This window comes from Pseudidiomarina terrestris (assembly GCF_030466375.1).
Lineage (GTDB): Bacteria > Pseudomonadota > Gammaproteobacteria > Enterobacterales > Alteromonadaceae > Pseudidiomarina > Pseudidiomarina terrestris.
The window spans coordinates 148,951-173,114 of record NZ_JAGGJE010000005.1; the positions used below are offsets into that span (position 1 = coordinate 148,951).

Below are 24,164 nucleotides of genomic sequence, written 5' to 3' on the forward strand. Positions count from 1 at the left end.
CGCGTGCGAACAGTATACAGGTCAACGGAGCACATGTTAAAACCCGCATTTCGTGAACAGGCAGTGAAAGCGCCGAAGCATTGGCAGCAGTTAGCTTGCGGCCAATGGCTGAAGACGCAGACTGAGCAGGAGCTAGCGCCCCACTGTGAGCGGTTGTATGGGTACCATTTTGCCAGGGTGGGCTGTCTGACAGCTGAACTGGAACTGCCTAAATTTGCCGTTGCCCATCAGTTCAGCGTCGCGGAGCAACTGCATGAGCAAGTACAGGTACAAGCGAAAAGCACCGACTGGCCGTTCGCGGAGGACGCGCTGGATTCGATTTTGATGGTGGGGCAGCTTGAATTTGAAAGCGATCCCCATCAAGTATTAAGGGATGTAAGCCGCAGTTTGATTGCCGATGGTAAATTAATCTACGTGGGCTTTAATCCTTTTAGCCCAAACCTGTTAACGGGATTATGGCCGGGCAATATGAAGCGTTACCCTTGGTCGGGCCGTTACTTTAGTAAAGCCCGGTTGTTAGACTGGCTGTCATTACTGAATTTTGAGGTCACGGTACAGCAGTATTTCGCGCCGAGCCTGTTGCAGCAGCGCTGGGGAATCCTGCAAGCAGGGATGGAACGCATTTATAAATTTATTCCGCAAAGTGGGGCGCTTTATTTAGTTGTTGCTAAAAAACGAGAATTTCCGTTAACGTTAGTAAGCGAGCGCCATAAACACCGCCAGGTACGGCCAAATTTGCAGACTGCACCCCTGGCGAACCAAACACAACCGAAGGAGTACTGATGCTAACACCACAACAATTATGCGCAAAAGCCAAGAGCAATGTCGACGAGGTCGATGTCGATACCCTGCAACAACGAATCGCCGAGGGAGCCCGGGTGATAGATGTGCGGGAGCCCGGTGAGTATGCAGCAGGTCATATTCGCGGAGCGGTCAATATGCCCCGGGGCGTGCTGGAAATGCAGCTGAACCAACATCCGGATGTCGCTGGCTACGATGACGCACTGCAGCGTATTGCAGCGCAGCCATTGTATTTGATTTGTCGTTCAGGTGGGCGCTCAGCGCTGGCTGCCGAGTCACTGCAACGCATGGGATTTGATAAAGTGATCTCAGTTGATGGTGGCATGCAGGCATGGGACGAACGCAAATACCCGCAAGTGACCGGCGAATAATCGAGTATCCGCACTCAGCTAAGGCTGGTAGCCAGTGTCCTCGCTCAGCTTGGATCCGCTGGCTGCCTGTCGCGCTAATTCATCACAGCGTTCGTTCTGGGGGTGGCCGGCATGGCCTTTCACCCACTCCCAACTGACCTTGTGACGCTGGACCGCTTGGTCCAAGGCCTGCCAAAGATCCGCATTTTTCACCGGCTTACGATTGGATGTACGCCAGCCGTTACGTTTCCAGTTATGAATCCAGCTTTCGATGCCCTGTTTAAGGTACTGACTGTCTGAAGTAAGGGTGACCTGACAAGGATGCTTCAAGGCTTCAAGTGCCTTAATTGCGGCCAGCATCTCCATCCGGTTATTGGTCGTCAGACGATACCCCGCGGCAAGCTCCTTACGATGCTCACCATATTCAATGACCGCACCATAGCCGCCAGGCCCCGGGTTTCCCAGACAAGAACCATCGGTATAGATATGTACGTGCTTCATGAGGGCTGCTGCCAGAGTGGGGCGTCGATAAGCTGAAGTCGCTCCTGGTGCGCTTGTTCTTCCTCCGCCGAGGCCTTGATAACCCGCAGTGAGGGTTTATCCTGCACTGGCCGCCAGTCCACTTGCTGACCGTTTTGTTGATGGGACTGTTTTTGCGTGGCAAGCTCCAGTTTGGTCTGGCCACCTGTCATCATCAGGTAAACATCGGCCAGTAGTTCCGCATCGAGCAGCGCGCCGTGAAAGGTGCGATTAGAATTATCGATGCCAAAGGCCCGACAAAGCGCATCCAGATTGTTTTTCTGCCCTGGGCGCATTTCCCGCGCCAGCAACAGGGTATCCAGCACACCACAGTAATCGCGGGTGGCGCCGGTGCCATTGCGCAGGAGGGCGAACTCATGGTCCATAAAGCCGACATCGAAAGGCGCGTTGTGAATGACTAATTCAGCACCCTTAATAAACTCCAGAAACTCGTCTGCGATTTGAGCAAACACCGGTTTATCTTGCAGGAACTCATTGGTGATACCATGCACGCCAATGGCTTCCTGCTCGACCACGCGCTGCGGATTGATGTAGACATGGAAGGTATTGCCGGTAAGCTTACGACCAATAAGCTCAACCGCACCAATCTCGATGATGCGGTGTCCGCGCGCAGGGTCAAGGCCGGTGGTTTCAGTATCTAGTACGATTTGTCGCATGCCGCTGATAAAACCTTGTAGTGATTCGCTGTAGTGTTGAAGGAGATTACCTCAAGTCGTACCTAATTGCGATCGGTCTACAGGGGGAAAAGTAAGGAAAACAAGCCGATTTGATTGTTTTTCAGGCAAACAAAACAAAACTTCAAAAAAAAGGTTGACGAGGGGCGACCGCCCTCGTAATATTCGCTCCGCATTCAGGGGGACCCAGCCGGGGAGCCCAGAATCAGGAAGCTGGAGCGGTAGTTCAGTTGGTTAGAATACCGGCCTGTCACGCCGGGGGTCGCGGGTTCGAGTCCCGTCCGCTCCGCCACTTTCCTGAAAGCATTGACCGCTGCGGAGCGGTAGTTCAGTTGGTTAGAATACCGGCCTGTCACGCCGGGGGTCGCGGGTTCGAGTCCCGTCCGCTCCGCCATTTCAATAAGACTTTTCTTCTGGAGTGTTGCGCGATGAGTAAGGTTTCCGCCTGCTTGACGTGTGGGGCTTGCTGCGCGTTCTATCGCGTGTCTTTCTATTGGGGTGAAGCCACTGGCGCACCTGCCGGTTACGTTCCTTCAGAATTAACCGAAATTTTCCATCCTCATCTACTCTGCATGCAGGGCACGAATCAGGCTCAACCGCGTTGTGTCGCGCTGGAAGGCGAGATCGGCAAACACGTCGGATGTCGCATTTATCAAAATCGTCCTTCACCCTGTCGCGAGTTTGTGGCCGGTGATGAAATTGCTAATCCTTACTGTGACAAAGCTCGGGCAAATTATGGTCTGGCGGCGCTGATCCCTGTCAAAGAAGTCGCTTAAGCTCGTCAGAATAGGTTCAAACGCATGTTTGACGCTACGAAAAGCTCTTGAGTGCCCGGTAACCAAGGGTTACATTATTGTGCGTTAATAACCAACCCTATCTGTTAAGGTAGTAGGTCAACGAACCCACAGGGAGATTCTCCAATGCGTAAGAGCATCATTGCCGTAGCTATCGGCGCAGCACTCACAGTTGCTGCGTGTGGCGATAAAGAAGCAGCACAGACTGCGACAGAACAAGCCGCCGAGCAAACTCAACAAACAACCGAACAAGGCGCAGCCGCTGAGTTCAACCAAAGCAACCCATTCTATGCTGAGAGCAGCTTGCCGTTTCAGGCTCCAGATTTCACCAAAATTGAATTCGCTCATTACGAGCCAGCCTTACTTGCCGGTATTGAAGAGCATGCTAAGGAAATCGAAGCCATTGCTGCAAATTCTGAGCCAGCGACTTTTGAAAATACTATCGTAGCGATGGAAAAATCGGGTCAGTTACTGGGCCGTGTTGCGGCGGTATTTGGCAACGTTGCGGGTTCAGCGGGTAACGATGAGTTCCGTGCCTTACAAGTGAAGATGGCGCCTAAGTTTGCCGCGCATAGCGATAACATCAATCTGAACGCTGATTTGTTCGCACGGGTAAAAACCGTTTATGAAAATCGCGACCAGCTGGAAGGCGAAGCCTTGCGCTTAGTAGAAGATACCTATAAAGGCTTTGTTCGCGCTGGTGCTGAGCTGTCCGATGATCAGCAGGCGCGTATCCGCGAAATCAACTCTGAGATGTCTTCAGTTACCACCGAATTCCGTAACAACCTCATGAACTTAGTCGATGAGAACATGGTCGTGGTGGAAGATAAAGCGGAATTAGCAGGTTTGACTGAATCTCAAATTGCTCGCCTTGCCAGTACTGCAGAAAGCAAAGATATGCCAGGTAAGTACGTTATTACAGTAACCAACACAACTCGCCAGCCTATTTTGTCGTCACTGGAGAATCGTGAACTGCGCGAGAAAGTCTGGAAAGCGTCTGCGCTTCGTGGTTCTGGTAATACCGCGACGGATAACCGTCCACTGGTGAAAAAACTTGCTGAATTACGCGCTGAAAAAGCCGAATTATTAGGCTATGAAAACTGGGGTGCCTATGTGCTTGAGCGCAGCATGGCCTCAGCTCCGGAAGCTGCGCAAAGCATGCTCCGTGACCTCGTACCTGCAGTGGTGAGCAACGTTAAAGGCGAAATGGTCGCTATTCAGGATGTGATTAACGCTGAAGGCGGCGAGTTTGAAGTCGAGCCGTGGGACTGGGCATTTTATGCTGAAAAAGTCCGTGCAGAAAAATACGCAATGGACTCCAATGAAGTGAAGCAATACTTCGAGTTCAACCGCGTTGTTGAAGATGGCGTATTCTATGCCATGAACCAGCTCTTCGGTATCAGCTTTGAAAAGCGTGACGACATCCCGACTTACGCGGACGATATTGTCGTTTATGAAGTTAAAGATGTTGATGGTGAGAGCCTGGGATTGTTTTACGGTGACTGGTTCACCCGTGACGGTAAACGTGGCGGTGCCTGGATGAGCTCGTTCGTTTCACAGTCACACTTAATGGACACCAAGCCGGTTATCCTGAACAACATGAACATCACTAAAGCCGCTGACGGTGAGCCAACGCTGTTAAGCTTTGACGAAGTGAGCACAATGTTCCATGAGATGGGCCACGCTTTGCATGGTATGTTCTCTGACGTTATGTACCCGTCACTGGCTGGCACCTCAGTGTCACGTGACTATGTTGAGTTCCCATCGACGTTCCAGGAAGATTGGACGCTGAACCCGAAAGTTCTTGCGAACATGGCCAAACACCATGAAACAGGTGAGCAAATTCCACAGGAATTGCTGGACAAAGTCATGGCTGCGAAAAACTTCAACATGGGTTATGACACGCTCGAGTACATTGCCGCAGCATTACTTGATCTTGAGTATCACACTCTGACCAAGGAAGCTGCAGCAAGCATCGAAGATGTGAATCAGTTTGAAGAAGGCGCACTGGTACGTAACGGTGTTGACGTTGATGCGGTACCACCACGTTATCGCTCGAACTTCTTCGCCCACGTGTTCGCTGGCGGTTACTCAGCGGGTTACTACGCGTATATGTGGTCAGAAGTACTTGCTGCTGATGCGTTTAAGTACGTGCAGGAGAACGGTGGTCTTACCCTTGAAAACGGTCAGGCATTCCGTGATGCCATTCTGTCCAAAGGTAACAGTAAAGATCCGATGCAACAGTACATCGACTTCCGTGGCCAAAAGCCAACGGTTGACGCCTTGCTGGAACGTCGTGGTCTGACTGCGCCAAAAATTGACTAAAACTAAAACGCCAAGCGTTTAGGTTCACAAAGCAGGCACTTGGTGCCTGCTTTTTTTTTTAGTCTTCGTGCAGATTGACGAAAAAGGTGATCAGCAATATTGAAGCGAAATAAGTAAAGGAGCCTTTAAAGGCACTATCGCCGAGAGGTGTTTGCCACATTTGGAAGAAGGCACCGCCGAGCACATGAAACAAGCCAAACCAGACTAAGGTCGCAACACCCGCTGCGATAAAGGTCATGGATTTGGTTTTTTGAAAGACAATGGCGGGGGAGTTGATTTGCTTGATCAGTAGCCAGGCCGCGAACAGAAACAATAAGCCGGCCAGCGCCTCGAGTAAAATAATAATCCAGGAAGCGACCTGGATGAGCCCATTCCCCTCAACAGCAAAAGCGAACGTATTGGGATAGTATTCGTGATCAGCCATGGTAAGCACTGAGCCGACAAAATAGTAGACTGCATCCAGATTTGCTATGTTTTGCAAAGCATAGAACAGGCACATCAGCCCCATGCTGAGTACCAGAAGAACTTTGATCCATCGCAATGTCATTTCTCATTCCTTAATTATTATGCGCCTTCACGCGGTTACTTATTCCTAGTTTGCAAACGGGTAACTGTCAATTTACAAGAAGAGTAATAAACGCCATGAATAGTGGAATTTAAGTTAGGCTGACTGGTCTATATTGCCCATCCTTGCTATACTTCGCGCCACTTTTCTAATCCTTTCCGAACCTAGTAAGGAACGACTATGGCGATTGATAGTTCAAAGATTATTTATACGGAAACTGATGAAGCGCCGCGCTTGGCAACCTACTCCTTCTTGCCGATTATCCGCGCATTTACCGAAGCTGCAGGCGTCTCAGTTGAAACTCGTGATATCTCGCTGGCGGGTCGTGTGATCGCCCTGTTCCCTGAGTACCTGAGCGAAGACCAACGCATCAATGATGCCCTGGCTGAGCTGGGTGAACTGGCCAAAACACCAGAAGCGAACATCATCAAGCTACCTAATATCAGTGCCTCGATCCCGCAGCTGGTCGCTTGTATTAAGGAACTGCAAAGTCAGGGATATAAACTTCCGGATTACCCGTTTGAGCCGGCATCGGATGAAGAGCGTGAGATCAAGTCGCGCTATGACAAAGTGAAAGGCTCTGCCGTAAATCCGGTCTTGCGTGAAGGTAACTCAGACCGCCGGGCTCCTGCATCAGTGAAAAACTATGCGAAGAAGCACCCGCACCGCATGGGTAAGTGGAGCAAAGACTCGCAAACCCGCGTCGCACACATGGACGAAGGTGATTTTTACGGTAGTGAGCAGTCCACCACCTTTGCCGCTGCCGATGACCTGAAAATTGTTTTAAACACGCCTGCTGGCCAGACTGTACTGAAAGACTCGGTCAAAGTACTGGCGGGTGAAGTGGTTGACGCTGCACGTATGGACGTCGCTAAACTGCAGGACTTCTTCGCTCGTGAAACCGCAAAAGCGAAAGAAGAGGGCGTACTGCTGTCGTTACATTTAAAAGCGACCATGATGAAGGTTTCAGACCCCATCATGTTTGGTCATGCGGTGAAGGTTTACTTCAAAGACCTATTCAATAAGCATGCTGACCTGTTCGATGATTTAGGTGTTGACCCGACCAATGGATTCGGTGACGTGCTGGCTAAAATCGCAGAACTGCCTGCCGACAAACGTGCTGAAGTTGAAGCGGACATTCAGGCGGTTTACGACGATCAGCCAGACCTGGCGATGGTCAACTCGCACAAAGGTATTACTAACCTGCATGTACCTAGTGATGTCATCATCGATGCTTCTATGCCAGCGATGATTCGTGACTCAGGTAAAATGTGGAATCGTAACGACGAACGTCAGGATACCCGTGCAATGATTCCTGATCGTTCTTACGCCGGTGTTTATGATGAAACTATTACCTTTTGTCGTGAGAACGGTGCGTTCGATCCGGCGACCATGGGGACCTGCCCGAACGTTGGCCTGATGGCGCAAAAAGCCGAAGAATATGGTTCACATGATAAGACCTTTGAAATTCCAGCTGACGGTATGGTCAAAGTACTGAACCAAGCTGGCGAGGAAGTATTCTCGCACGAGGTTACTAAAGGTGATATCTGGCGCATGTGTCAGGTCAAAGACGAGCCTATCCGTGATTGGGTCAAATTGGCTGTTAACCGCTCACGCCTGAGTGGTATGCCTGCGGTATTCTGGCTGGATGCCAACCGTGCCCATGACGCTGAATTGATCAAAAAGGTGAACACTTATCTGCAGGATCACGATACCGATGGTCTTGATCTGCAAATCATGTCACCGGTTGACGCGACCCGTCATACCTTGCAGCGACTGAAAGCAGGTGAAGACACGATTTCGGTCACCGGTAACGTACTGCGTGATTACCTGACTGATTTGTTCCCGATTCTTGAACTGGGTACCTCAGCAAAAATGCTGTCTATCGTGCCGCTGATGAACGGTGGTGGTTTATTCGAAACGGGTGCTGGTGGTTCTGCACCGAAACACGTGCAACAGTTTGTCGAAGAGAACTACCTGCGTTGGGATTCATTAGGTGAATTCCTGGCCCTGGCGGCATCGTTAGAGCACCTGGCGCAACGTACAGACAATCAGCGTGCTCAGATCCTTGCTGATGCACTGGACAAGGCCACAGCCAAATTCCTGGAAAACGATAAGTCACCCGCACGTAAATTAGGTGAAATTGACAACCGCGGCAGCCACTTTTATTTGGGGCTGTACTGGGCAGAAGCGCTAGCTGAGCAGACCAAAGACAAAGACCTGGCAGCTCGTATGAACAAGCTGGCAACCTTTATGAGCGAAAATGAAGGTACTATTGTTAATGAGCTGAACGCAGTGCAGGGCAACAGTGTCGAGATTGGTGGTTACTATCAGCCAGATGGTAAATTAGTTTCGGCAGCCATGCGTCCATCAGCAACCCTGAACGCAGCTTTAGAAAACCTTTAAAAATAGGTCGATGAAACCTTATAAAAAACCGCGCCGAGGTAACTCGCGCGGTTTTTTTTATGGGCGCAAATAAATAGTTTCACGGGGGCCGGAATCAGGTTGATAGCGGATTCGATTACGCCCTTCATTCTTGGCTTGATAAAGCAGCTCGTCAACGAGTCGAACCGTGTCATCCCAGTTCGGAGGCATCTGCTCTTTGGCACTGGTCATGACGGTGCAGCCACCACTTAGCGTGATATGCAGCCGCCCGGCGCTGGTATGGAATGGTTTTTCACCGATCTCAGTCAATAGCTTACGCGCCACCTGCATCACCTGCTCGGTTTGCACATTTTCGAGGATAAGCAGGAATTCTTCGCCGCCCCAGCGAATTGCCATATCACTGCTACGTGTCGCCTGTTTGAGTCGACGCCCAAACTCTATTAACACTTCGTCACCGATCGAATGTCCGTATTTATCGTTAATGGTTTTAAAGTGATCGATATCAAGGATAAACACTGCGTGGTTTCCCGTATAGATACGTTGCTCGTCCCGTAACAGGCGATCGTAAATAGCACGCCGGTTATGTAAACCTGTCAAAGGATCACGTAATGATTGCTCTTGCAGCTCCGCGTTGGCTTCGTTAAGCAGTAAGTTTAGCTTTCTGGTCTTACGATAAACACCGGCGAAAACTATCAGCAAAACCAACATAAAAGCCCCGGCAAGGACAACGAAATCCTGCTTGCGTTCCTGGCTGGCGAGCTCCTGACGTTGCAGCTCGGCCTGTTGTTCCAGTAACTTGATCTCGTAGGACTTTTCGGCAGCTTCGTAACGAACTTGTAACTCATTAATCTGCTGTTCACGCTGAGTTTCGGCGACTTCTTGACGAAGTGCCGCTTGTTTTTTCAGCGTTTCCGCCTGTTCCTGATAGCGCCCGGCCAGTTCGTAGGCTCTGGCTATATGGGTGAGCAGTATCGCTTGCTCACGCTTTAACGCGAATCCATTAAACACTTCAGCGGCAGCCAACATCTCAGTAATGCCTGCATCATACTGTTCCTGCAAGACCTTGATGTAGCCTAAATTAAACTCGGTTACTGAGCGCTCATTGATATTGCCAATGCGCCTTGCGATGACCAGGCCTTGCTGCAGATACTGTGTTGCATCGTTGAGTTCATTCAGATGCAGCTTGGTGGCACCCGCATTGTTGTACGACAGCATCTCGACCCGGGCATTACCCATGTCACGGGCTACCTGCGCGGCTTCCAGAAAAGCGTCGACAATACTTTGGGATGGACCGTTCTGATATTGTTTCGAGTACGCCCGGACCAGGTAAAGGTCAGGCAGGTGGGTGCGGATACCGGTACGTCTGGTGTCTTCAATCGCGTTCTCAGCAGTTGCCATAGAAGCCGCCCAGCGGCCGAGATTGGCCTGTATACGCGCAAGGTGGAGGCTAAGGAAGTGGCGCCGGCGTTGTTGTCCCTGAGCTTCAGTTAATGGCAAAAGGGCCTGTGCAGCGAGCAAATATTCGAGAGCATCAGAGGTGTCATTGTTGTTTTGTAAAATACGAGCAACTAAATGATTGGCATGAAACCTTATCCGGACATTGCTGACCCTGGGCAGCAACTCAAGAATGCGCTCGACGCGAGTCGATGCTTTATCGAACTTCTCGTTTGCGACATGAGCCTCGGCGATGATCACATTAATTTCGGCGATCGCGTTAAGATTGTCAGCGGCCGTGGCCAGTTGTTCAACTTCTTCGGCAACAACCAACGCGGCCGTTAAATTGTCTTGCATGGCAAGCCGAAGAATCTGATAGCCCTGAGCACGGACAAAGGTTTCAATGGGCGTGTTTACATCTACGTCGCGTAGCAGCTCATCTAGCGCCTGAGTGTCTGAGGGCACGAAATCAGTGTCCATTAACGCATCCAATTGGACTTCTAATGCCAGATCACGGGCCGGCGTCTGTGCGCGCGCATTTTTTTCACTAAAATCGAAAAAGCTAGGCAGGTTCGAGGCCGACAATGGCAACGAAAAGGCGACCATTAGCAGGCTGGAAATGGCAATACTGGACTTTGCGTAAATCGAACGGCGATTCATAAGGGCTTACTGTCTAAGGCTTTAGTCTGAACAATAACGGGAAAAACTGAGGGTGTCTAGAATTTGCACAGCTCAGGTAGATGTAATTGCGTACCTGAAAAAAGATACGATTTCAGGGATGTGACTGGCAAAGCCCTGGAAGCCATGGTCGCCACCGGGCTCAATCGTATGTTTTGCTTGTGGGAGAGCTTGTACTGCTTCACGGTAATCGAGTAGCTCATCGCCGGTTTGCGCCAGTAACCAGCATTGCTCTTTGCTGAAAGACAAAGGATAGGAAGGTTCAAGTTTATCCAGCATGTCGACATAACTTTCCCGCCACTGGTAAGGGCTGTCATCATAATAATTGATGGCTGTTCCCAGTGCCCGTCGCAACGAGCGACCGGCATGCATAGATGGATTGATAAGTACCACCGGTAATGCATACTCAAGCGCCAGCACCTGAGCATAAAAGCCACCCAGTGATGAGCCCATCAGGCACAGGCTCCGTTCACCGGAGACCCGCTGCAATTGCTCGATAAGCTCACGCAAGGTTTGTAACGCCAGGTCGGGAATATGCGAGAGCGATGGCGCACTGTAAGGGATAGAGTGCTGCTGGCAGTACTCGCGCATCGCCTGTGCTTTACTACCGTAGCCATTGGACCCAAAGCCGTGAATAAATATAATGACCGGTGTTGTCATGATTGCTGGTCCATGAAATAGGCAGCATCGCCCCATAGGTCATTACCATTAAACATCATCAACTGAATAATCATGGGCAGCAAATGAGCTAAAATGCCGCAGCCATCACGCAACTGATCCCGGTTCAGCTGCCCATTCCAGGTCGCTCCCCCATGCACGAGCTGATTGCGCAAGGTGTACAGGCGATCCATGATAATACTTAGACTAGTGACCACATCACGTTCCGCTAAGGCCTTGTGTCCAGCACGCTTGGCAGAATCAAATGAAGCTTTCCAGGCATCGGGCTCATTACGGCCGGTGGCGCTGTCCCAGAACGGCTGGAACACATAGGGATTGTTCATCAGGGTACGAATTTTATTGGGATAGTGTTCCCAAATCATGGCATACAGCTGCTGGCTTTGATCATAGGTAAGGATGCGTTCGAAAAAAGCGGCGTAGGCATCACGCTGATTGAGCCGGCTGTCCTGGCTGTACTCACTGGCGTAAGCTGCATTAAAACCAATCCAAAGAAACAAAAACTCCGCGTCTAAATCCTTGCTGTGGCGCTCCTGCTCGGCGCGGTCCAACCAGCTTAAGGCACGATGCACTCGCAAGGAGAGACCTTTAGACCAGGTCTCCCTTTGTTTGCGTTGAAATGCTTTAAGCATCGTGTGAGTCAGCTGGTTCGGAACCTTCCACTCATCCATGCTGAACTCCTTGTTACTGAGCCGTTTTAGTTGCTAATGCACGAAGTACGTCGCGGGTGAAATCGTGTTCGTTAAATCCAGCTTGTCCTGCGAAATCGTAACCACGGCGAACCACAATCAGATTCCGACTTGGGATAATGACCAGAAACTGGCCGCGATTCCCGCGCGCTGCAATAGTATCATCAGGCAGCTCGGGAAAACGTTCGTTGTATAACCACCACTGCGCGCCATAGCCTGGGCTTCCTGTGGGCGGTTGTGCTGGAGCTTCACTACTGATGTAAGCCAGCCAGTCTTCCGGTAGCAATTGCTCACCATGCCAGACACCGTTATTCAGATGAAGTACACCAAGACGAGCTAAATCACGCGCCGTGGTCCAGACTTGCGAGGAGAGAATAAAGTCACCTTGCCAATCCGTTTCAAGGTAGGTGTGCTGCATACCGATTTTGTCCAGCAGCGCAACAAATGGAAAGCGCAGATAATCGTCAAGGGTTGCAAAGCGTTCGCGCAGGGTACGCAGTGCTAGCATAGTGTCGTTATTGGCGTATTTCCAGCGCTCTCCGGGGGTGACCTCAAGCGCGGTCTCAGTGGCGGTATCACTGACCAGACCGCCGCCCATATAGACTCGGTCGGTGCGATTTCCCGCTTGATTGCTATCCAGGCCCGAGGCCATATGCAGTAAATTCTCTAGTGTAATTGCAGCGCGTGGATCGGCTGGATGAGACCAGTTCGCTAATGCTGCGGGCTCGCTAACTTCCAGTAAGCGTTGATAGGCCGCGGCACCGATAACACTGGCGCCAATACTTTTGGCAACGGACCAGGTTCGCTGTGCTGTCTCTGGTGTAAACCCTTCTAAATAGCGCTCCGCGAGCAGATGTTCAGGAGTGGCAACAATGACTGCTGAGGTGCGGGCGCCGGCGCCGTAATACTTGCTAAAAGCTTGCTCAACCACAGCGGCAAGAGCTTGCTGCTGCGCTTCCGTTAATGGAGTTTCATCCAGCTGCCAGGGCGCGCCGCTATCCGGTGCTGGCGTAGGCGATGTGGCAAACGGGTTCGCCAAATGGCGCTCTGCCTCAAGAGTTGCGCCGACGGGAAGGTCAACACAACCCAGCTTAGGCCGCCACACTGAAATGCGTTCACGGGCGCCATTATCGTATTTAACCCGGACCCATTTATGTTGCTGGTTTACCTCAGCCGTCAACTGTTCTACCCGCTCTGCAATCAGTGGATATATGCCACCTAACTCATGTTCCCGGATTTGCTCAGCATTCTTATTGCCATTAAAGGTCGCGCTACAGGTAAAGCCTGCAACGTAGCCAGCAGCATAGGCATTGAGGGTGGCTTCTGTTTCTTCCGCGGCCTGCGCAAAAACACTGATCAATGCCAGTGGCAGCACGGCAAGACGATTGAATAAAGCTGACTTTCGCATAGACTTTCCTGTTAGGTTACTGAACCTTGGTTGTTTACTTGTTGAGTTTAATTCTAAGCACCTCAGTCTGATTGGTCACGTAGAGAACACGGCTGTCGGTCTCAACCACAGCAACGTTCGACGTAAAATCAGGTAACTCAATGATTTCCAATAGTTCACCGTCGGCTGCGTAGGTGTAAATTCCCTCTGGGCCGGCAACATAGAGCGTACCGTCGCTGGCCACGCTGATGCCATCCATACCCTGATCATACGTGCCTTCAAGCCGGGCAAAAGTGCGTTTGTTGGATACTCCGTTGGGCCCCAGGTCGTAGGCATAAATTATCCATTGATAGGCATCGTTAACATAGAGCGTGGTTTGATCGGGGCTTAAGGCAATCCCATTGGGCAATTCCAGCGCATCATCTAACAAGCTGAGTTCGCCTGTTGCGGAGATTTTGAAGACGCCAGCGAAGCCAAGCTCGTTGTCTTCTTCGGCAATGGCAAAGGGCGGATCGGTAAAGTAAATACTGCCATCGGCGGCAACGGTAAGATCATTGGGACTATTCAGCCGATTGCCCTGATAGGAGCTGGCTAATGCAGTTTGGCTGCCATCGTCATTCAGCCGTGCGATGCGCCGAGTGCTATGTTGCGCCATGAGTAAACGCTGGTCGTTATCTAAAGCCAGACCGTTGGCTTGGCCTGAGGGGCGGACGGCAACTTCTGTAGTGCCGTCGGGACTCCATGTATAAACGGTAGTATTTGGAATATCGGAGAACCAGAGTTGGTTATTATACCAAAGCGGGCCCTCGGTAAAGCGGTGGCCAGTACTGATGGTTTCGATTTCATGCGCATCATCTGCCGCAACAGAAACCCCGGGAATAAGCAGACTGAACACCAACAAAGACGAGTAAATCGGGCGTTTTAACATGACGTTTGCTCCAATTGAGACCTTCAACAGGTAAATTTCATGTTTCCTATAAGCTCATTTTTCCAGCAATAAATCAAGGCTTGGAGGTTTTTCCGGGGAATCAGAATCTGAAGAATGACATAGCGCAACGCATACGGCACAATAGGAGTTGATGTTCGACTTTCCGACAATGATAAAGGCGCATGACAGAACCAGTGCAAACTTCAGCTCCCCAGTTTATTCATTTACGCGTTCACAGCGACTTCTCGATGATCGATGGCCTGGCAAAAGTCGGACCGATTTGCGAGGCCACAGCTGCAAAAGGCATGCCAGCACTGGCGGTGACGGACCAAATGAATATGTGTGGTCTGGTCCGGTTTTACCGAACCACCCACAGTAAAGGACTCAAGCCCATCGTCGGCTGTGATCTCTGGGTGCTACCCGAAGGGTGGACTGCCGACAGTCAGGAGCAGCCTTTTCGGCTGACGGCATTAGCCATGAACAATGCCGGTTATCAGCAACTGACCCAGTTGATTAGCCGCGGTTATCTGGCGGGGCATCGGCAGGGCCGTCCCTGTGTGAACAAAGAATGGTTAGCGGAACACGCGGAAGGCTTACTGTTATTAAGTGGCGGCAGGGAAGGGGATGTCGGTCGTAAGTTACTGCAGAACCGCTTTGCTGAAGCTGAAACCGAGCTGGCTTTTTATCAACAGCATTTTCCTGATCGCTTTTATCTTGAGCTACTACGTACTGGCCGTCCCCAGGAAGATGATTACCTGCATGCTGCAGTAGCCTTGGCCGCCGCGCAGAACGTGCCCGTTGTCGCCACTAATGAAGTGGTCTTTTTAAAGCAGGAAGATTTTCACGCGCACGAAGTCAGGGTCGCTGTGGCCGATGGCTATACCCTTGATGACAAGCGCCGCCCTAAAAAATACACTCAGGAACAATACCTTAAGAGCCCGGAAGAAATGGCCGAGTTGTTCGCCGATCTGCCGGAGGCGCTTGCCAATACTGTCGAAATTGCTAAGCGCTGCAATGTCACCATTACTCTGGACGAATATGTGCTGCCGGAATTTCCGACCGGCGGTATGACGCCGGAAGACTTCCTGGTGAAGAAATCACAAGAGGGTCTTGAGCAGCGCTTAGTGCAGCTGTTTCCCGACGAAAGCGAACGTCTGGAACAGCGCAAATCTTATGATGAACGCTTAAAAATAGAACTCGACGTGATTAATCAGATGGGCTTTCCCGGCTACTTCCTGATTGTCATGGAGTTTATTCAGTGGTCGAAAGACAATAATATTCCGGTCGGGCCGGGGCGCGGTTCAGGTGCGGGCTCGTTGGTCGCTTACGCGCTGAAGATCACGGACCTGGATCCGTTAGAGCTCGATTTGCTCTTCGAACGTTTCCTTAACCCGGAACGGGTCTCAATGCCCGACTTTGACATCGACTTTTGTATGGACCGTCGCGATGAGGTGATCGATCACGTCGCCGATTTGTATGGGCGCGAGGCCGTATCGCAAATCATTACCTTCGGTACCATGGCGGCGAAAGCTTCGATCCGGGACGTGGGGCGGGTGCTGGGTCATCCTTATGGCTTCGTCGATAAAATTACCAAGCTGGTTCCCGGCGATCCGGGCATGACGCTGGCCAAGGCCTTTGACGTCGAGCCGCGCCTGGTCGAGGTTTACGATCAGGACGAAGATGTCCGCGATCTCATCGATATGGCCCGCATTCTGGAAGGCGTCACCCGTAACGCTGGCAAGCACGCTGGTGGCGTGGTGATTGCACCAAAGAAAATTACTGATTTCTCGCCTTTGTATTGCGACGAAGAGGGCAAGCAACCGGTCACGCAGTTTGATAAGAACGACGTTGAAGCTGCGGGGCTGGTGAAATTCGACTTTCTTGGCTTGCGTACGCTGACCATCATTCAGTGGGCACTCGACATGGTCAATGCTCAGCGTGCGAAGCGTGGCGAGCACGCCATCGTCATCGATAAGATACCGCTTGACGATCCGGCCTGCTTTAAGCTGCTGAAAAAGGCCCAGACCACAGCAGTGTTTCAGCTTGAATCAAGCGGCATGAAACAGTTGATCAAGAAAATGCTGCCCGACAGCTTTGAAGACATTATCGCATTAGTGGCGCTGTTTCGCCCGGGACCACTGCAGTCCGGAATGGTCGACAACTTCATCGACCGCAAGCACGGTCGCGAGCCAATTTCCTACCCGGACAAAGATTATCAGCACGAGTGGCTGGAACCGATCCTGGAGCCTACTTACGGGGTTATTCTCTACCAGGAGCAGGTCATGCAGATTGCGCAGGTTCTGGCTGGTTACTCCCTCGGTGGCGCTGATTTGTTGCGGCGCGCCATGGGTAAGAAAAAACCGGAAGAAATGGCCAAGCAACGGGCGGTATTTGCCGAAGGTGCCAAGAACACCGGCATCGACCCTGATCTGGCGATGAAGATCTTTGACCTGGTAGAGAAGTTTGCGGGCTACGGCTTTAACAAGTCACACTCTGCGGCCTATGCCCTGGTGTCCTATCAGACCCTGTGGATGAAAACCCATTACCCGGCAGAATTCATGGCGGCAGTGATGTCCGCGGATATGGACAACACTGACAAAATTGTGACTCTGGTCGATGAGTGCGAGCAGCTGGGGCTGAAGTTGTTGCCGCCAGATGTGAATGTTGGTCAATATAAATTTACCGTCGATGAGCAAGGTCATGTGGTTTATGGCATTGGCGCCATTAAAGGTGTCGGGGAAGCGCCGATCGAAGCTATTCTGGCAGCTCGTAACGAGGGTGGCGCTTTTACCGACTTATTTGATTTCTGCTGTCGGGTCGATCTGAAGCGTCTGAATCGCCGGGTTATGGAGAAACTTATCCGTGCTGGCGCAATGGATTCATTGGGACCGCATCGCGCAGCTTTGATGGCAACTCTGGAAAAGGCCATGCGCCAGGCCGAGCAGCACGCCCGTGCCGAAGCCATTGGCCAGTCCGACCTGTTCGGTGTGTTAACCACCGCTGCTGAAACGGATGCCATCGAGCATGAGTTTGAACAAGTGGCCGAATGGCCGGAAGCGATATGGCTTGACGGCGAACGGGAGACGCTTGGACTATACTTAACCGGACACCCGATCAACAGATTTCGTAAAGAGCTGCGTAATTATGTGCCCTGCAATCTGGCCGATGTAAGACCTACGGGCCGCGATCAGATGACCACCATCGCGGGGCTGGTGATAGATATGCGGGTGATGGTGAATAAAAAAGGCGCGCGCTGGGCTATTGTGACCTTAGATGACAAAACAGCACGTTTTGATGTACGCTTTTTCGCACAAGATTACGAATCCTATGAAGAATTTCTGGCCAAAGACAGAATTTTGGTCATAAAAGGAGAGGTCAGCTTTGATGATTACTCTGGTGGCAATACAATGACCGCCAGAGAAGTTATGACAATTACCGGCATGCGCGAACAGTACGCTAAGGGATTGCGCTTAAGGTTACGCCCAGAGCACCTGGAAGGGCCCGGGTTTAAGCGCCTGGTTGCAACTCTGGAAGCGTATCGCGGCGGCGCTTGCCCATTGGTATTTGATTATCAGCGCCCAGACGTAAGTGCGAGCTATCAGGCCGCGACAGAATGGTATATTACACCGGAAGACGAGCTGTTATACGAACTGGAACAGCAGCTAGGTGCGAAACATATTGCGCTAGAATTTTGATTTGCAACACGCATCGAGGCGATGTTGCTCACGGGAGTCCAAATGAATTTGCAATTTTTAGAGTTCGAAAAACCCATTGCAGAACTGCAAGCACAAATCGAAGAACTAAAAGCCGTTGGTGCAAAGGGTGACTTTGATATTTCTATTGAAGAAGAGATTGCCAAGCTACAGGAAAAGCGCGAGCAATTAATCGAGAAAATTTTCGGCGATCTCGGCGCCTGGCAGGTTGCCCAGATGGCGCGTCATCCGATGCGCCCTTACACGCTTGATTATATCCAGTCCATCTTTACGGACTTTGATGAGCTGGCCGGTGACCGCGCGTTTGCGAACGACCGCGCCATTGTCGGCGGGACTGCCCGCCTTGATGGTCAGCCGGTAATGATTATCGGCCATCAGAAAGGTCGTGAGACGAAAGAAAAGATTCGTCGTAACTTTGGTATGCCCAAGCCTGAAGGTTATCGCAAAGCCATGCGCCTGATGGAAATGGCTGAACGCTTCAAAATGCCTATCATCACCTTTATCGACACCCCCGGGGCCTATCCGGGAATTGGTGCAGAAGAGCGTGGGCAATCTGAAGCTATTGCACGAAACTTGAAAGTGATGGCGCGTTTGAATGTGCCGATCGTCTGTACCGTTATTGGTGAAGGTGGTTCAGGTGGAGCTCTGGCCATTGGCGTTGGCGACCGGGTGAACATGTTGCAGTACTCAACGTACTCAGTGATCTCGCCAGAAGGCTGCGCCTCTATTCTCTGGAAAAGCGCGGACAAAGCCCCGATTGCTGCTGAAGCTATGGGGGTGACTGCTGGTCGCAGCCTCGAGCTGGGCCTGATCGATGCGATCATCGAAGAGCCTCTGGGTGGCGCGCATCGCGACGCTGAGGAAATGGCGCAACGGCTGAAACAACGCTTGCTCAAAGATTTAGGTGAACTGAAAGGCCTGGATCGCACTGCTTTACTTGAGCAACGCTATCAGAAGCTCATGTCATTTGGTTATTGTTAGTCCCTTGTGAGTGCTGAGGCAAACGACTTATATCGGCAATTTTGTGCAGCTCTGCAAGAGGTAGAGCTGCACCCTCAGCAACAGCTGATCGCTTGCTTAGGCGGTGGCGCAGATTCGCAGACCATTCTCGATTTACTTGATCGCTGGCGCACTGAACACCCTGAGTTCAGTTATTTAGCCATTCATCTTGATCATCAATTTCACCCTTCATCAGGGGCCTGGGCGCAAAGTCTGGTGGAGGATTGCCAGCGGCGAAATTTCCCCATGTATTGTGAACAGCTTCGGGTCAGCCAGGGCTCACGTATCAGTAAAGAGGCTGCAGGGCGGGACGCTCGCTACCAGCGTCTGAGCGAGCTGGCCAGTGATGATGCGGTATTTCTGCTGGGTCAGCATCGCAATGATCAAATTGAGACGTTTTTACTCCAGCTTAAACGAGGCGCTGGTCCAAAAGGTCTGGCAGCAATGGCACAGCTGAGCTCGCGGCCAGGAACGCAGCAAAAAGCTCAGCAACGCTGGCTAAGGCCGCTACTGGGGGTTAGTAAAGCGCAAATCTATGCCTACGCCAGGCAGCATCAGCTGCATTGGATCGAGGATGAGACCAATTTCGATACTGCTATTGATCGCAACTACTTACGTCATGAGGTCGTACCGAAACTGGAACAGCGCTGGCCGCAGTTCGGCGATGCAGTGCTGCGCAGCGCGCGCCTATGTGCTGAACAGCAACAGGTACTGGATGAGTTATTACAAGACCAGTTAACGGCCTATATGGATGTTGCTGGCGCCTTAGCCGTTGATCCTTTGCAGAGTCACTCTGCTGCCAGCCAGCGAGCACTGCTGCGGGCATGGCTGGAGCAACAGGGCGCAGGCATGCCATCTTACGCGCAGCTGGAACAACTGCGGCTGCAGATGATTCATACGCAAAATGACAAACGCCCGCAAGTTGCCTGGGGCGACTTCATCGTGAAGCGTACACCGTCACGCCACCTTGTCCTGGAACAACGCCCGGCCGTTTAACGAGGAGCTCACTATGACAGCTGGTTCAGCTCCGCTTGTAAAAAATCAAAAGCGTGCCTTGGCCTTTGGGATAGCTGCGGTAGGGCTATGGTCAACGGTGGCGACCGCCTTTAAAATTGCGCTGACCTATTTATCCCCTCTGCATTTGCTGTTCTTAGCAGCCCTGATCAGTACCCTGATTTTTTTCCTGTTACTCATGTGGCAGGGCCGCTTTCGGGAGACCATGGCGCTGGGGCGGCAGCGTTGGCTGTTTTATTGTCTGCAAGGGCTGCTCAATCCTTTTATCTACTACTGGGTGCTTTTCGCAGCCTATGATCAATTACCGGCGCAGCAGGCGCAGGCGATCAATTATACCTGGGCGATTACCATGGCATTGCTAGCCGTGCCTATGTTGCAGCAACGGCTGAGCTTACGGGAGTTGGTAGCTATGGTGGTGGCTTATGCCGGTGTGGTGCTGATCGCAACTGGCGGGCACTGGGACTTTTCCCAAACCAATTGGCTGGGAATTGGCTTAGCGCTGTTAAGTACGCTACTTTGGGCAAGCTACTGGCTGATCAACACTAAAAATACTGATGCCCCCATTCCAGCGATGTTCTGGTGTTTTGCTTTCGGTACCATCGCCCTGGCGGTAGCAGTGGCGCTCGACCCACGGCCGTTGCCCTGGACCGAGTGGCGGGCATGGTTGGCGGCGGGCTATGTGGGCATGTTTGAGATGGGCGTGACCTTTCTGCTGTGGTTAACGGCAATGCGCACGGCCGAGAAAACTTCGCAGCTGTCAATGTTGATTTTTCTTAGCCCATTCATCAGTCTGTTACTTATTTACTCTATACTTGGCGAAGTTATCCAAGTGAGCACGGTTATCGGCTTAAGCTTGATTTGTTTAGGTCTCTATCTTCAGAGGAAATCAACGTGAACGGAGCTTTCGCAGACGTCTTATTATTACTCGCCATTGCCGTAGTTTTAGTCTGGGCCTTTCGGCGGATCAAATTACCGGCAATTTTAGCCTACCTGGTCGCCGGGATTGTCGCCGGTCCTGATGTTACCGCCTGGATTAAAGATCCTGATGAATACCACTTTATCGCCGAACTGGGTGTGGTGCTGCTACTGTTCTCACTGGGGCTTGAGTTCTCATTGCCAAAAATGATTGCTATGCGGCGCCTGGTATTTGGTCTTGGCGCCGGGCAAGTGGTGATCTGTTCCTTGCTCTTTGCCGGCTTGGCCTATCTGTTCACTGCTGACTGGATCGCGGCGATGGTGATCGGTGGTACCTTAGCGCTGAGTTCTACGGCTGTCGTCATCAAACAACTTGGCGAGTCTTCTCAGTTAACGACCCGTAAAGGCCAGGCCACGGTTGCTGTCCTATTGTTCCAGGATATTGCCGTGGTCCCGATGCTGATTATTATCCCGTTATTGGCCAGCACTTCGGTTGAAGTAAGTATTTGGGAGAGTCTTGGTATTGCGCTCCTGAAAGGCGCTGGCGTAGTGGTGCTGTTGATGGCGGTCGGAAAATGGGTACTGCCACATATCTTCCGCGAGATCGCTCGACTGCGCACCGATGAACTTTTTGTTCTCGCCACCTTGCTGGTGGCGCTGGTGGCAGGGGGCATGACCCATTTATTCGGACTGTCGATGGCCTTAGGCGCATTTCTGGCGGGAATGATGCTAGGCGAGAGTAAGTATAAACACCAGCTCGAGGCGGATATTCGCCCGTTTCGTGACATTTTGATGGGCTTGTTTTTTATTACCGTCGGCATGCAGCTTAATCTGATGGTGTTTTTAAACAACCTGCACTGGATTGCGCTGGGTGTGGTCCTCATTGGCTTAATCAAAATGCTGGTCATCCGCGCTCTGGCAGGCTTTATGGATGAACGCGAAGAAGATGCCTGGGGCGCCGGCCTGATGCTGTTCCAAATGGGCGAGTTTGGTTTTGTATTGGTCTCGCTCGCACTTTCTTTTGCGCTCCTGCCGCAGGATATCGCCTCGCTCCTGGTCGGGGTTGGTGTGCTGGGTATGGCAGTAACACCGGTTATTATTCAACGCTGCCGTGAGCTGGTTAAACCCTTGCTGAGAAAAGTTAAAACGACCGCCGCTGACGATATTCAACAACCTGACGTCTCTGAGCCGAAGCGGGTACTGGTGCTTGGCTTTGGGCGGGTAGGACAAACCGTCAGTCGCTTCCTGACCAACGAACAAATTCCGCATCTGGCTATTGATCACGATAGTAAGCGAGTGCAGGAGGCTATTGCCGGTGGTGCCAATGTATTTTTTGGTGATGGCGCCCGCCGCGATATTCTGAAAGCGGTGCATGCCGACCAGGTAGAGCTGATTATCATCACCTTTGCTGAAGATCAAAAAGCTCTGGACGTACTGAAAGCTATTCGTGAGATCAACGAACACGCCGAGGTCATTGTGCGCTCGCGGGATGATTTGCGCCTGGAAGACATGATGAACGCCGGGGCGACCCAGGTGGTTCCGGACACCTTAGAGGCAAGCCTCATGTTAGTGTCTCAGATCTTAAGCCGTACTGGCATTCCAATCCGCCGTATTCTGGCCCGGCTGGATCAGGCGCGGCGTTCCCATTACGGCGATATGCATGGCTTCTATCCGGGCGAAACCACGGATATGGATCCGGAAAAAATCGATCGGTTGCAGTTCTTACACGCTGTGCAGTTGTCCGACAACGCCTATGCCTGTGGCAAGGAGCTTGCCCAACTTGGCCTGGATGAGCTAGCCATTCAGGTGAAATCTGTGCGTCGTGGCAGTGATGAGTTCAGCGAAGTGCACGGCGATTTTAAACTGCAAAAAGGCGACGTCGTGCTGCTAGCTGGCGGACCACGGGCGATTGAGGCCGGTGAAAGTTACTTACTGAACGGTTAATGTTTCAGTTGTTACAACTCGCAACATAATCTGTCTTAATAATCCCTCATAGATGGCGCATACTATGCGCCATCTTCATGTTAAACCGGAATGATCTCGATGACTTTCAAAAAACGTGCGCTCTTGCCTCCTATTATAATTCTTGTCGCTGTAGCCTTAGTTATGGCGTTGAGCATGCTGCGACCCCAACTGCCGATGCGGGCAAAGGAACGTCCTGCGGTGCTGGTGGAGGTACAACAGGCGGAACCAGAGAGCATCAACCTGCTGGTAAGTGGGCAGGGGAATGTGATGCCCAAGCAGACCACCAACCTGATTGCTCAGGTCAGTGGGCAGGTGATTGAAACGGCAACGAACTTCCACAACGGTGGCTTTTTCAAAAAAGGCGACATGTTGTTAAAAATTGACAGTCGCGACTATGAAGTTGCGCTGCAAAATGCTAAAGCCAATCTGGCTCAGGCAAAGGCGGCTTTAGCGGAAGAAAGTGCACGTGCGGAAGTGGCTCGGGAAGAATGGGAGTCTCTGCAATTAGGCGAGATTCCAGACTTAGGTTTACGTAAACCTCAGGTCGCCAGCGCTGTAGCCGCCATGCAATCCGCGGAAGCCGCTGTTGCTAAAGCGCAACGGGATCTGGATCGCACTATCGTACGTGCGCCTTTCGATGGTGTTTTACAAAGCAAAGGCGTTGATTTAGGGCAGTACGTGAATGTCGGTAGTCAGATTGCCCAGATGATGGGGACTGAAGTCGCCGAAGTACGGGTGCCACTGAGCGACCGCGATCTGGCCTATCTTAACCTTCCGGAAGCAGGGCAGACCGCAGATTTTCCTGAGGTGCGTTTGACCTCGCAAGTGGCAGGACAGAACTATTTCTGGCAAGGGAAACTGGTGCGCAGTGAAGGCGTACTCGATAGTTCAAGCCGCGTTATCTACGGTGTGGTTGAGGTGCGCGACCCTTATAATCGCAACGGCCAGAGTCATGAGCATATCTTGCGCTTCGGTCGGTTTGTGGCGCTTGAGATCGAAGGGATTTTCGTCGAGAACGTCTACCGGATCCCGCGTTACGCACTCACCGCAGATGGCAATGTCTGGTTAGTCGGCGAGGACCGTCGCTTGCAGCGTACTCATGTTGAGGTGCTGCGTGCTGAAGAGAATCAGGTCATCGTGAGCGAGGGACTGAACCCAGGCGATACCGTAGTATTGACGCAGCTCAGTAATGCACTGCCGAGTATGAAAGTACGTTTACCCGGCGACCCCTTACCCGAGCAAATGGAAGGTTCAGGTGACTCCAATGAGTCGAACGCAGTGAACAGTGCGTCTTCTGATAGCTCAGCTGACGAGTAAGGACGAAAACCATGCC

General features: G+C 51.7%; 19 protein-coding genes and 2 tRNA genes. 13 read left to right on the forward strand and 8 right to left on the reverse strand.

Annotation, left to right across the window (positions count from 1 at the left end):
• Positions 1–33: 33 nt before the first annotated feature.
• Both J6J28_RS11345 and J6J28_RS11350 read left to right on the forward strand, forming a co-directional pair.
• On the forward strand, positions 34–783 hold the full coding sequence (locus J6J28_RS11345) for a methyltransferase domain-containing protein (protein WP_301721852.1): 750 nt from the start codon (positions 34–36) through the stop codon (positions 781–783).
• The gene (locus tag J6J28_RS11350) at positions 783–1,172 is read left to right on the forward strand and encodes a rhodanese-like domain-containing protein (RefSeq protein WP_301721854.1); all 390 of its coding nucleotides are present in this window, start codon (positions 783–785) and stop codon (positions 1,170–1,172) included. The genes J6J28_RS11345 and J6J28_RS11350 overlap by 1 nt, the downstream gene beginning before the upstream one ends.
• An 18-nt stretch (positions 1,173–1,190) precedes the next feature.
• Here J6J28_RS11350 and rnhA read toward each other — a convergent pair whose 3' ends face one another.
• Complete coding sequence (gene rnhA, locus J6J28_RS11355) at positions 1,191–1,652, reverse strand: ribonuclease HI (protein ID WP_301721856.1); 462 nt, start codon at positions 1,650–1,652, stop codon at positions 1,191–1,193.
• Positions 1,649–2,347, reverse strand: a complete 699-nt coding sequence (dnaQ, locus tag J6J28_RS11360) for a DNA polymerase III subunit epsilon (protein WP_301721858.1) — start codon at positions 2,345–2,347, stop codon at positions 1,649–1,651. Before dnaQ ends, rnhA begins: the two co-directional genes overlap by 4 nt.
• A gap of 233 nt (positions 2,348–2,580) precedes the next feature.
• Between dnaQ and J6J28_RS11365 the strand changes: the two genes are divergently transcribed.
• The 4 genes from J6J28_RS11365 (at position 2,581) to J6J28_RS11380 (ending at position 5,484) form a co-directional block, all read left to right on the forward strand.
• Positions 2,581–2,657: transfer RNA gene (locus tag J6J28_RS11365), tRNA-Asp, on the forward strand.
• Between the two features lie 25 nt (positions 2,658–2,682).
• Positions 2,683–2,759: transfer RNA gene (locus J6J28_RS11370), tRNA-Asp, on the forward strand.
• Between the two features lie 34 nt (positions 2,760–2,793).
• Positions 2,794–3,141 (forward strand): YkgJ family cysteine cluster protein, encoded by a 348-nt coding sequence (locus tag J6J28_RS11375; RefSeq protein WP_301721861.1) that lies wholly within the window; start codon positions 2,794–2,796, stop codon positions 3,139–3,141.
• 144 nt (positions 3,142–3,285) lie between these two features.
• Positions 3,286–5,484 carry a M3 family metallopeptidase gene (locus tag J6J28_RS11380; RefSeq protein WP_301721862.1) on the forward strand — a complete coding sequence of 733 codons (2,199 nt, stop codon included), beginning with the start codon at positions 3,286–3,288 and terminating at the stop codon, positions 5,482–5,484.
• Positions 5,485–5,542: 58 nt separating this feature from the next.
• Here the strand turns inward: J6J28_RS11380 and J6J28_RS11385 are convergent, their stop codons facing one another.
• Positions 5,543–6,031: a DUF2165 family protein gene (locus tag J6J28_RS11385; protein WP_301721863.1), complete on the reverse strand. Its 489-nt coding sequence runs from the start codon at positions 6,029–6,031 to the stop codon at positions 5,543–5,545.
• A gap of 198 nt (positions 6,032–6,229) precedes the next feature.
• Here J6J28_RS11385 and J6J28_RS11390 point away from each other — a divergent pair, with 198 nt between their 5' ends.
• The gene (locus tag J6J28_RS11390; RefSeq protein WP_301721864.1) at positions 6,230–8,455 is read left to right on the forward strand and encodes an NADP-dependent isocitrate dehydrogenase; all 2,226 of its coding nucleotides are present in this window, start codon (positions 6,230–6,232) and stop codon (positions 8,453–8,455) included.
• Positions 8,456–8,512: 57 nt separating this feature from the next.
• Here J6J28_RS11390 and J6J28_RS11395 read toward each other — a convergent pair whose 3' ends face one another.
• From J6J28_RS11395 to J6J28_RS11415, 5 genes are all read right to left on the reverse strand, one after another.
• Entirely contained in the window at positions 8,513–10,528 is a 2,016-nt protein-coding gene (locus J6J28_RS11395; protein ID WP_301721865.1) for a GGDEF domain-containing protein, read from the reverse strand.
• A 72-nt stretch (positions 10,529–10,600) separates the two neighbouring features.
• Entirely contained in the window at positions 10,601–11,206 is a 606-nt protein-coding gene (locus J6J28_RS11400; RefSeq protein WP_301721867.1) for a YqiA/YcfP family alpha/beta fold hydrolase, read from the reverse strand.
• Positions 11,203–11,892, reverse strand: a complete 690-nt coding sequence (locus tag J6J28_RS11405) for a HEPN domain-containing protein (protein WP_301721868.1) — start codon at positions 11,890–11,892, stop codon at positions 11,203–11,205. Before J6J28_RS11405 ends, J6J28_RS11400 begins: the two co-directional genes overlap by 4 nt.
• A gap of 13 nt (positions 11,893–11,905) precedes the next feature.
• A complete protein-coding gene (locus tag J6J28_RS11410; RefSeq protein WP_301721870.1) occupies positions 11,906–13,318 on the reverse strand; it encodes a serine hydrolase domain-containing protein in 1,413 nt (470 codons plus the stop codon).
• A 34-nt stretch (positions 13,319–13,352) separates the two neighbouring features.
• On the reverse strand, positions 13,353–14,225 hold the full coding sequence (locus tag J6J28_RS11415) for an SMP-30/gluconolactonase/LRE family protein (RefSeq protein WP_301721872.1): 873 nt from the start codon (positions 14,223–14,225) through the stop codon (positions 13,353–13,355).
• Between the two features lie 182 nt (positions 14,226–14,407).
• On the opposite strand from J6J28_RS11415, the gene dnaE reads away from it, so the two are divergent.
• The 6 genes from dnaE (at position 14,408) to J6J28_RS11445 (ending at position 24,148) form a co-directional block, all read left to right on the forward strand.
• Complete coding sequence (dnaE, locus tag J6J28_RS11420; RefSeq protein WP_301721873.1) at positions 14,408–17,920, forward strand: DNA polymerase III subunit alpha; 3,513 nt, start codon at positions 14,408–14,410, stop codon at positions 17,918–17,920.
• Positions 17,921–17,962: 42 nt separating this feature from the next.
• Positions 17,963–18,919: an acetyl-CoA carboxylase carboxyl transferase subunit alpha gene (gene accA, locus J6J28_RS11425; RefSeq protein WP_301721874.1), complete on the forward strand. Its 957-nt coding sequence runs from the start codon at positions 17,963–17,965 to the stop codon at positions 18,917–18,919.
• Positions 18,920–18,925: 6 nt separating this feature from the next.
• Positions 18,926–19,933 carry a tRNA lysidine(34) synthetase TilS gene (gene tilS / locus J6J28_RS11430; RefSeq protein ID WP_301721876.1) on the forward strand — a complete coding sequence of 336 codons (1,008 nt, stop codon included), beginning with the start codon at positions 18,926–18,928 and terminating at the stop codon, positions 19,931–19,933.
• 13 nt (positions 19,934–19,946) lie between these two features.
• Positions 19,947–20,846, forward strand: coding sequence for a DMT family transporter (locus tag J6J28_RS11435; protein ID WP_301721878.1), 900 nt, complete (start codon positions 19,947–19,949; stop codon positions 20,844–20,846).
• Complete coding sequence (locus J6J28_RS11440; RefSeq protein ID WP_301721880.1) at positions 20,843–22,810, forward strand: monovalent cation:proton antiporter-2 (CPA2) family protein; 1,968 nt, start codon at positions 20,843–20,845, stop codon at positions 22,808–22,810. The genes J6J28_RS11435 and J6J28_RS11440 overlap by 4 nt, the downstream gene beginning before the upstream one ends.
• Before the next feature lie 174 nt (positions 22,811–22,984).
• Positions 22,985–24,148 carry an efflux RND transporter periplasmic adaptor subunit gene (locus tag J6J28_RS11445; RefSeq protein ID WP_301721881.1) on the forward strand — a complete coding sequence of 388 codons (1,164 nt, stop codon included), beginning with the start codon at positions 22,985–22,987 and terminating at the stop codon, positions 24,146–24,148.
• Positions 24,149–24,164 lie beyond the last annotated feature (16 nt).

Excerpts from the sequence above, each read along its gene's own strand:
- J6J28_RS11345 (WP_301721852.1), top strand. The coding sequence starts at position 34 with ATGTTAAAACCCGCATTTCGTGAACAGGCAGTGAAAGCGCCGAAGCAT.
- J6J28_RS11350 (WP_301721854.1), top strand. The coding sequence starts at position 783 with ATGCTAACACCACAACAATTATGCGCAAAAGCCAAGAGCAATGTCGAC.
- rnhA (WP_301721856.1), bottom strand. The coding sequence starts at position 1,652 with ATGAAGCACGTACATATCTATACCGATGGTTCTTGTCTGGGAAACCCG.
- dnaQ (WP_301721858.1), bottom strand. The coding sequence starts at position 2,347 with ATGCGACAAATCGTACTAGATACTGAAACCACCGGCCTTGACCCTGCG.
- J6J28_RS11375 (WP_301721861.1), top strand. The coding sequence starts at position 2,794 with ATGAGTAAGGTTTCCGCCTGCTTGACGTGTGGGGCTTGCTGCGCGTTC.
- J6J28_RS11380 (WP_301721862.1), top strand. The coding sequence starts at position 3,286 with ATGCGTAAGAGCATCATTGCCGTAGCTATCGGCGCAGCACTCACAGTT.
- J6J28_RS11385 (WP_301721863.1), bottom strand. The coding sequence starts at position 6,031 with ATGACATTGCGATGGATCAAAGTTCTTCTGGTACTCAGCATGGGGCTG.
- J6J28_RS11390 (WP_301721864.1), top strand. The coding sequence starts at position 6,230 with ATGGCGATTGATAGTTCAAAGATTATTTATACGGAAACTGATGAAGCG.
- J6J28_RS11395 (WP_301721865.1), bottom strand. The coding sequence starts at position 10,528 with ATGAATCGCCGTTCGATTTACGCAAAGTCCAGTATTGCCATTTCCAGC.
- J6J28_RS11400 (WP_301721867.1), bottom strand. The coding sequence starts at position 11,206 with ATGACAACACCGGTCATTATATTTATTCACGGCTTTGGGTCCAATGGC.
- J6J28_RS11405 (WP_301721868.1), bottom strand. The coding sequence starts at position 11,892 with ATGGATGAGTGGAAGGTTCCGAACCAGCTGACTCACACGATGCTTAAA.
- J6J28_RS11410 (WP_301721870.1), bottom strand. The coding sequence starts at position 13,318 with ATGCGAAAGTCAGCTTTATTCAATCGTCTTGCCGTGCTGCCACTGGCA.
- J6J28_RS11415 (WP_301721872.1), bottom strand. The coding sequence starts at position 14,225 with ATGTTAAAACGCCCGATTTACTCGTCTTTGTTGGTGTTCAGTCTGCTT.
- dnaE (WP_301721873.1), top strand. The coding sequence starts at position 14,408 with ATGACAGAACCAGTGCAAACTTCAGCTCCCCAGTTTATTCATTTACGC.
- accA (WP_301721874.1), top strand. The coding sequence starts at position 17,963 with ATGAATTTGCAATTTTTAGAGTTCGAAAAACCCATTGCAGAACTGCAA.
- J6J28_RS11435 (WP_301721878.1), top strand. The coding sequence starts at position 19,947 with ATGACAGCTGGTTCAGCTCCGCTTGTAAAAAATCAAAAGCGTGCCTTG.
- J6J28_RS11445 (WP_301721881.1), top strand. The coding sequence starts at position 22,985 with ATGCTGCGACCCCAACTGCCGATGCGGGCAAAGGAACGTCCTGCGGTG.